Origin of the sequence: Brevundimonas sp. UBA5713 (assembly GCF_002419815.1) — a bacterium.
Classification (GTDB): Bacteria; Pseudomonadota; Alphaproteobacteria; order Caulobacterales; family Caulobacteraceae; genus Brevundimonas.
In genome coordinates, this window is sequence record NZ_DIGV01000020.1 from 668 (window position 1) to 7,834 (window position 7,167).

General features: G+C 64.9%; 10 protein-coding genes and 1 pseudogene. 4 read left to right on the plus strand and 7 right to left on the minus strand.

The annotated features are described in order from the left end of the window. The 4 genes from B3B04_RS05350 to B3B04_RS05365 all read right to left on the minus strand — a co-directional run. On the minus strand, positions 1 to 1,274 hold a 1,274-nt coding region (locus B3B04_RS05350; protein WP_292040700.1), incomplete at its 3' end, for a copper resistance system multicopper oxidase. Positions 1,275 to 1,391: 117 nt separating this feature from the next. Continuing rightward, complete coding sequence (locus tag B3B04_RS05355; protein WP_292040704.1) at positions 1,392 to 1,973, minus strand: RNA polymerase sigma factor; 582 nt, start codon at positions 1,971 to 1,973, stop codon at positions 1,392 to 1,394. Between the two features lie 9 nt (positions 1,974 to 1,982). Then, positions 1,983 to 2,423: a Spy/CpxP family protein refolding chaperone gene (locus B3B04_RS05360; protein ID WP_242915562.1), complete on the minus strand. Its 441-nt coding sequence runs from the start codon at positions 2,421 to 2,423 to the stop codon at positions 1,983 to 1,985. After that, complete coding sequence (locus B3B04_RS05365; RefSeq protein WP_242915564.1) at positions 2,420 to 2,686, minus strand: hypothetical protein; 267 nt, start codon at positions 2,684 to 2,686, stop codon at positions 2,420 to 2,422. The genes B3B04_RS05360 and B3B04_RS05365 overlap by 4 nt, the downstream gene beginning before the upstream one ends. Before the next feature lie 140 nt (positions 2,687 to 2,826). Here B3B04_RS05365 and B3B04_RS05370 point away from each other — a divergent pair, with 140 nt between their 5' ends. Genes B3B04_RS05370 through B3B04_RS05385 form a run of 4 tightly spaced genes read left to right on the plus strand, consistent with a single transcriptional unit; the run spans position 2,827 to position 4,995 of the window. After that, complete coding sequence (locus B3B04_RS05370) at positions 2,827 to 3,789, plus strand: acyltransferase family protein (RefSeq protein ID WP_292040712.1); 963 nt, start codon at positions 2,827 to 2,829, stop codon at positions 3,787 to 3,789. A gap of 21 nt (positions 3,790 to 3,810) precedes the next feature. Further along, positions 3,811 to 3,981 carry a hypothetical protein gene (locus B3B04_RS05375; protein WP_292040713.1) on the plus strand — a complete coding sequence of 57 codons (171 nt, stop codon included), beginning with the start codon at positions 3,811 to 3,813 and terminating at the stop codon, positions 3,979 to 3,981. Beyond that, positions 3,978 to 4,454 carry a DUF411 domain-containing protein gene (locus B3B04_RS05380; protein ID WP_292040715.1) on the plus strand — a complete coding sequence of 159 codons (477 nt, stop codon included), beginning with the start codon at positions 3,978 to 3,980 and terminating at the stop codon, positions 4,452 to 4,454. The genes B3B04_RS05375 and B3B04_RS05380 overlap by 4 nt, the downstream gene beginning before the upstream one ends. A 49-nt stretch (positions 4,455 to 4,503) precedes the next feature. Continuing rightward, on the plus strand, positions 4,504 to 4,995 hold the full coding sequence (locus B3B04_RS05385; protein ID WP_242915569.1) for a nuclear transport factor 2 family protein: 492 nt from the start codon (positions 4,504 to 4,506) through the stop codon (positions 4,993 to 4,995). Between the two features lie 12 nt (positions 4,996 to 5,007). Here the strand turns inward: B3B04_RS05385 and copD are convergent, their stop codons facing one another. The 3 genes and pseudogenes from copD to B3B04_RS05400 form a co-directional block, all read right to left on the minus strand. Further along, positions 5,008 to 5,922, minus strand: coding sequence for a copper homeostasis membrane protein CopD (gene copD, locus B3B04_RS05390; RefSeq protein WP_292040718.1), 915 nt, complete (start codon positions 5,920 to 5,922; stop codon positions 5,008 to 5,010). A 4-nt stretch (positions 5,923 to 5,926) separates the two neighbouring features. After that, positions 5,927 to 6,289, minus strand: coding sequence for a copper homeostasis periplasmic binding protein CopC (gene copC / locus B3B04_RS05395; RefSeq protein WP_242915572.1), 363 nt, complete (start codon positions 6,287 to 6,289; stop codon positions 5,927 to 5,929). A gap of 188 nt (positions 6,290 to 6,477) precedes the next feature. Further along, a pseudogene (locus tag B3B04_RS05400) lies at positions 6,478 to 7,167 on the minus strand (IS5 family transposase); the annotation flags it as partial.

Here is a 7,167-nt window from a genome sequence, read left to right on the forward strand (position 1 = left end):
CCGACGCCGACGGCCATGTCGGCGGGGGCGTTGTTGGGGTCACGCATGCTCATGGCGCCGTGGTCCATCGGCGCGGCGGCGGCTCCGGCTGTGGCGGCCCCTGCAGCACCGTGTGCCGAGTGGTCCATGCCCGCCATGCTGCCGTGGTCCATGCCGCCCATGCCCATGTCGGTCATGGTCAGGTTCGGCACCTTGCGCAGGGGGGGAACCTCGGCGGTCATGCCCATACGCGGGGCCAGGGTCGCGCGCCCCATGCCCGAACGGTCGATGGCCTCCGACACGATGGTGTAGGCGCGGTCCTCAAGCGGACGGACGATGACGTCATAGGTCTCGGCGACCGAAATCTGGAACTCGTCCACCTCGACCGGGCGGACGTGCTCGCCGTCGGCCTGAACCACGGTCATGGCCAGACCCGGAATGCGGACGTTGAAGATCGACATGGCCGAGGCGTTGATGACGCGCAGGCGCACCCGCTCGCCGGGCCGGAACAGGCCGGTCCAGTTCTCCTCAGGCCCGTGGCCGTTGACCAGATAGGTGTAAGTCGTGCCGTTGACGTCCAGGATGTCGCGCGGGTCCATCCGCATGGCCCCCCACATCCGGCGCTCGGCCAGGCTCATACCGTCCGATCCGTCCAGCAGGCCCGCCAGTGTGGTCTTCTGCATGTTGAAGTAGCCGGGGCTCTTCTTCAGCTTGGCCAGGATTTCGTGCGGATGCATGAAGCTCCAGTCCGACAGGACCAGAACATGCTCGCGGTCATAGCCGACCGGATCGGCGCCCGCCGGGTCGATGACGATGGGGCCATAGTGGCCCATGGCCTCCTGCAAACCCGAGTGGCTGTGATACCAGTAGGTGCCCGACTGCTTCAGCGGAAACTCATAGACAAAGGTCTCGCGCGGCTTGATGCCGGGGAAGCTGACGCCCGGCACACCGTCCATCTGGAACGGCAGCAGCAAGCCATGCCAATGGATCGAGGTGTCCTCGTCCAGTGTGTTGGTGACCGACAGGCGCACGTTCTGGCCTTCGCGCATCCGCAACATGGGGGCGGGCAACAGGCCGTTGACCGTCACCGCATGGCCGGTGCGCCCGCCGACGATGAATTCGGAACGGCCCACCGTCAGGTCGATATTCGGCCCCGCCAGCGTCGGCAAATCGGCGCGCAGCCCGGCTGATCCGGTCTGAGCCCAAGCGGGTAGGAGCCCTTGCAATCCCAGCAGGCCGCCACCCGCGACGGCGCCACGAAGAAGGGTTCGACGATCGAAGTGTGGGGTCGACATCAGCAAGAAGTTCCTTGATCTGCTATTCAGCCATTCGTTCAGATACGCATCCTGGCGACCAAGCCCTTGCGACAGGACGCCACAGCCACCCAGATCAAAGCCTTCTGCGCCTTCCCATCATGGCGGGGTCAGGCGCCTTCGCTCGGCTTGGCGCGCCAAGACCTCTGATAATTTCTTGCGCGCGCGGGCGATGCGGGTCTCCACAGCCTTCGGCGTGACGCCCAGGATTGTTGCGATCTCGGCATGAGACCGCCCTTCGAGCGTCGCGAGCAGGAGGGGAGCCTTCAGGCCGTCCGGAAGGTCTGCCAACGCGCGTTTCAGGTCCGCCACCCTGCGCAGGTCGTCCAGCCGGACCTCGGGTGTAGGCGTATCGTCGCTCACCGTTGTCGCCTCGGGCGCATCAAGACCCATGACCCCGCGCACGACGCGGCGAACCGCTCTCCGACGGCTCCAATCGCGACATTTGTTCAGGGCGATGGAGCGCAGCCAGACATCGAAGGGCCGCGTCGGATCGTATCGTCGCACGGCCAGCCAGGCGGCGACATAGGTCTCCTGCAACAGGTCGTGGGCCTCGTCCTCGTCACCGACATAGCGGCGGATGAAGCGATGCAGATCGCCCTTGGTCGCAGCCATCAGGGCGGTGAAGGAGGCTCGGTCTCCGCCTGCCGCGCGAACCTCGATGCTCTGCTCGGCTTCCACGCGCGGCGCTTATCCGGCGTCGTGACGCAAAGCGTCGACGACCGCTTTGTCGAACACCTCGGCCTGGGCCGGGGTCAATACGGATCGCATCTCGAAGACATGGGCGATTGTCGCCTTCTGGAGATCGCCCATGGCGACATGGAAATGATCCACCGCCGCTTGAACCTGGGGCGTGTCGCCGTTGCTGGCGGCAATGGCAGCCGCCAGTTCGCGATTGGCGGCGCGGACTTCGGCCTCCAGCGCGGGTCGTTGAACGGCGAAGCGGGCTTCGATGACGTCAAGGCGATGGTCTTGATCTGGACTCAGATCGAGTTTTTTATGGACGATGCTGTGAAGGTTAGGAGGCTGCCGCTCTCGCATGACCCAGGTCGCGGTCCCCCAGGTCGTCGCACCGCTGGCCAGCGCCGCCAGGATCGCCGTGATGAGTATGGACTTCCAGTTCGCCCTCATCCCTGGACGTCCAGGGTGGTGAGCGGCGACAAACCGGCCGACACGGTGAAAATCCGCATTTCGGAAGGCTCCGGCCGAGGCGCTAGAAGCATCAGACCTCCATTCGTGACGCCGACGACAAGGGCAAGTGCCACAGCCGCTACGCGGACGTGGCCTAGGCGCGCACGGTCCTTGCGTTCACTGACCCGCGCCCAGACGGCATCTTCCACGCCGGCGAGCAGCGCGGTGTCATCTGGCGCAACCATTCCAATCAGTCTGTCCATATCATCAATCATTCCGCACCTGCCTCACGCCCCATCTGCCATACGCGCCAGCTTCGCGTTCCCCTTACGAGGGGATGAGCCGCCGCCCGCGTAGATACCAGAGAACGACCGGGACATCCCGTCGGTCAAGGGGGAGCGATATGAACGACAGATCAGGCCCCATACGGGTTCCTTTTCCTGACGTGCTCGATCCGCTCACCGGCGTGAGGTTCTTTCTCGCGCTCGGCGTCGTCCTGTTTCACTACCAGCTTCAATGGACGCTTCCCGACGAAGCCGTCGGGCTGTTGGATCGCGCGCGGCTAGGCGTGGACGTCTTTTTCATCCTGTCAGGCTTCATCCTCACGCATGTGTATCTGCAAGGGGACGGCTTCCCCGATTACCGAAGGTTCCTCGCGGCGCGGTTCGCGCGGATTTATCCGGCTCATCTGTTCATCCTGCTGGGCATGCTTGGACTTGTGTTGCTTGCGCCTCTGTTCGGCGTCGGATTGGAGCCGGGCCGCTTCAACCCTGCTGACTTCGCCGGCACTCTGTTGCTCGTCCAGGCCTGGTTTCCGCGCGAAACCATGGTCCTGTGGAATGGTCCAGCCTGGTCTCTTTCGGCGGAATGGTTCGCCTACCTTGCGTTTCCCGCCTACGCCGCTCTGGCTCTCCGGCTGCGGGCGAGACCGTGGGTCATCATCGCACTTGCAGCGATACTGTTCGTCGCGCTCGACGCATTCTATCGCGCTCAGTTCGGTCGGGTGTTGCCTCGGGCCGAGGACAGCATGGGCATCCTGCGCATCGTCCCTGAATTCCTCTATGGCATAGGTCTCTACTACCTCGGTCAGCGCTGGACGCCGTCGCCCCGCGTGTCGGTCATGGGCGCCTTGGCGACCACGGCCGCGCTGCTCACTCTCATGCAACTCGGCGCCGACGACCGCATTATCGTCGCGGCGGCCGGTCCCTTCGTTCTGTCGCTCGCTCTGTTGGCCAAGGCACGTGTGCGGACCTGCCTGTCCCATCCCGTGGCCCTGTTCGCAGGCGAGGCTTCGTTCGCCCTCTACCTCGTCCACATCCTAATCCTGATGGTTTGGCGCAACGCGGCGCAAGCGTTCTTCGGCTGACCCGGTGACTACCGGATGGGCATGTCAGAGCTGGCCGCCATGCTGGTGTTGACGCTCGCCGCCGCCGCAGCCATCCATGTCTTCGTCGAGCGCCCCGGCCGTCGGCTGCTCCGGGCGTGGATGGCACCGCAACGCGCTGATCCCGTGGAAGCCAGACGATCCATTCACAGCGATCAAGGAGAACCCTTTTGAACCCCGCCATCTTGAACCGTCGCCTGCTGCTGGGCGTCGGCCTGTTCATCGGCTTGACCGGAACCGCCTGCGCTCAGACGCGTCCGTCGAGGAACCTGACGGTCTTCAAGACGCCGACCTGCGCCTGTTGCGACGGATGGATCGAGCACATGCGCGCGGCAGGCTTCAGCACCACCATCACGGTTCTTCCAAGCCTCCAGTCGATCCAGAGCAGTCGGGGAATACCGGACGCGCTGGCCTCCTGTCACACCGGCCTGATCGATGGCTATCTGGTCGAGGGTCATGTGCCGGCTCAGGATGTCATCCGCCTGCTGGCCGAGCGACCGACCGCAATCGGTATCGCCGTGCCGGCCATGCCGCTCGGTTCGCCCGGCATGGAGACGCCGCAGGGACAAAAGGAGCCCTACGACACCCTGCTGGTGCTTCGCTCGGGCGCGACCCGCGTGTTCGCTCGCCACAACCAACTGGCCTGACGCAGATCGCGCTCAGCCCATTCAGATCACCCACAATCCGGAGCCTGTAATGTCTCGCACATCCCTTGCCCTCATCCTGTCGTTCGCCGTGTTCACGGCGACACCCGCCTTCGCCCAGGACCACGCTCACGGCCATGATCCCGCCGTAGGTTCGGTAGCTGTGGCAGCAGCGGACGCCGCCACCGCCGTTGATGCCTTTCACGCCGCGCTCAAGGCCGGCGATACGGCTGCCGCGCTGGCCCTGTTGGCGCCGGAGGTGATGATCTTTGAAGAAGGCGGGGCCGAGCGGTCGCGCGACGAATACGCCTCCCACCACCTGGGCTCAGACGCCGCCTTCGCCGCTGCGTCTGAGGCGACGGTGACGCGGCGGTCCGGCTGGGCCGACGGCGATGTCGCCTGGATTACCAGCGAAGGCCGCACGACGGGCCAATTCAACAGCCGCGCCGTGGACCGGCTCACGACCGAGACGATGGTCTTGAAGCGGCACGCCGAAGGCTGGCGCATCCATCACATCCACTGGTCGTCGCGCGCCCCCAGTTAGGCGTCCGCTACGTCACATGGCCGACGGCGGGGCGAGCGTGCCCACCACCGCGACGACGGCCAGCAACGCAGCCCCGACCAGCGTCTCCGCGACGACGCTACGTCGGAGCCGTTGAAGCGCCTGTCGAGTGTCTTCGCCGCCCGCCAGCGCCGAACCCAGGACAGGTGTCAGGCGAAAGCGGTTTCCTGCCGCCAGGGCGAGCATCAGGCCGAACAACACGAGTTTGGCGATCAGAAGCTGGCCGTAGACGCTGGCTCCCAGGTCTCCAACGCGTGCGGGGCCGACCAGGAACCAACTGTTCACGAGGCCGGTCAGGACCAGCAACCCGACGGCCAGGGTCCCAAGGCCGGCGAAGCCGTGCAGGGCGTTGTGGATGGTCAAATCGTCCGGCGCGGCCCGGCGCAGCAGGAGGATTGTCAAGGCTGCCAGAGCCCCCAGCCACAATGCGGCGGCCGCAGCATGGATGATGTCGGCAAAAAGGTGGAGAAGCCCGCCAGCCCCCTCGGTCGCGGCCCCATGGCCGGTCCAGGCGAAGCTGGCGGCCACGATCAATCCTGCCCCCACCGTCAGTCCCCAGAGCGTTCGCCCAGGCTTCAGAGAGGCAAGTGCGACAAGGCTGAAAATTGCGACGACAGCCCGAGCGACCATGGCCATGCCCAAGGTCGTGCCGGTGACCATGAAGGATAGCGAAGCGGGCTTGACGGCTTCGCTCAACGAACCCGCCATGACGGCGGTCTGCATCACCAAGGCGGCCAGTGAGCCTATCGCCACGACGACCGACGAGACGATCAACGTGGGACGCGCCCATGTCAGGTTCAGGGCGTCGCCGCCCTTGAAGCTGTAGAGCAGGAACAGCGGCGCGCCGAGAAGGACGACCGCACCGCTGTATTGAAGCCAGCGGAGGGCGATGATCGCGAATTCGAGCACGGCGTCAGCGCACCGAGAAGGTGTAGGAACCCGTCATCCGGTGGCCGTCGCTTGACGCGATGCGCCAGTCGATACGGTAGGCGCCAGCAGCCAGCGGGCGGGCCAGGGTCCCTGTCAGGGTTTTACCGTCTTCAGCAACCGAATTCCGAAGTGGGACCTTCTCCCCCGCCGCATTGACGACGTCAAAGCCGGAAAAAGCGGCAACAGAGCGCTCGCTGAAGGTGAGCGTTAGTGTCTGAGTCGCAGCCACGGTCGAGTTGGGCGCGGGGTTTGCGCTGACCAGACGGGCGTGAGCCGCCGCCGGTCCAGCGGCGAAGGTTACGACCGCCGCGACGGCGATGAAGGGCGCGGGATTGAAGTTACGCATAATCGTCTCCAGACATTGGCCGATCCTGGCCCTGTGTATCTCTACGCGCCCGACCGGTGCTTCCCTCAAAGGTGGCCGATTCAGGGTCCGACGCTGGAGACGTCGACACCCTCATCATGTTGGTCATCTCCGGCGCGATGGCCGCCCATCCGGACGGCTGCGGTTCTGAGCCAGCCTAGGCTCAGGACTCATAGCCAAAAGAGCACTGTAGCGGCGAGTGCTATGGCGGAGAGGAAGACGTTCGGGCACCGATCATAACGCGTGGCAACGCGTCGCCAGTCTTTCAGACGACCGAACATGATTTCGATGCGGTTGCGTCGTTTGTACCGGCGCTTGTCGTAACGAACAGGTTCGTTGCGTGTTTTGCGTCCAGGAATGCAGGGCGTGATCCCCTTGGCTTCCAAGGCGTCCCTGAACCAATCCGCGTCATAGCCCCTATCGCCCAGCAGCCACTGTGCTCGGGGCAGACTATCCAGAAGAGCCGCCGCGCCGGTGTAGTCGCTGACCTGACCAGCCGTCACAAACAGGCTAATGGGGCGTCCATTCGCATCGGTGACGGCGTGCAGCTTGGTATTCATCCCGCCCCTTTGGTCCGTCCGATCAGTCGCCCGAGGCCCCCTTTTCTACCCGCAGGCTCGAAGCCGTACGGTGCGCCTTTAGATTGGTGGCATCGATCATGACGGTCCGGCGCTCGGCCTGTGCGCCAGACAGGTCCTCCATCATCCGAACGAAGACGCCAGCCTCGCTCCACCGCTTCCAGCGATTGTAGAGCGTCTTGTGAGGCCCGTAGGCTGGCGGCGCATCGCGCCAGCGCAGGCCGTTGCGGTTGACGAAGATGATCCCGCTCAACACCCGTCTATCATCCACCCGAGGTTTGC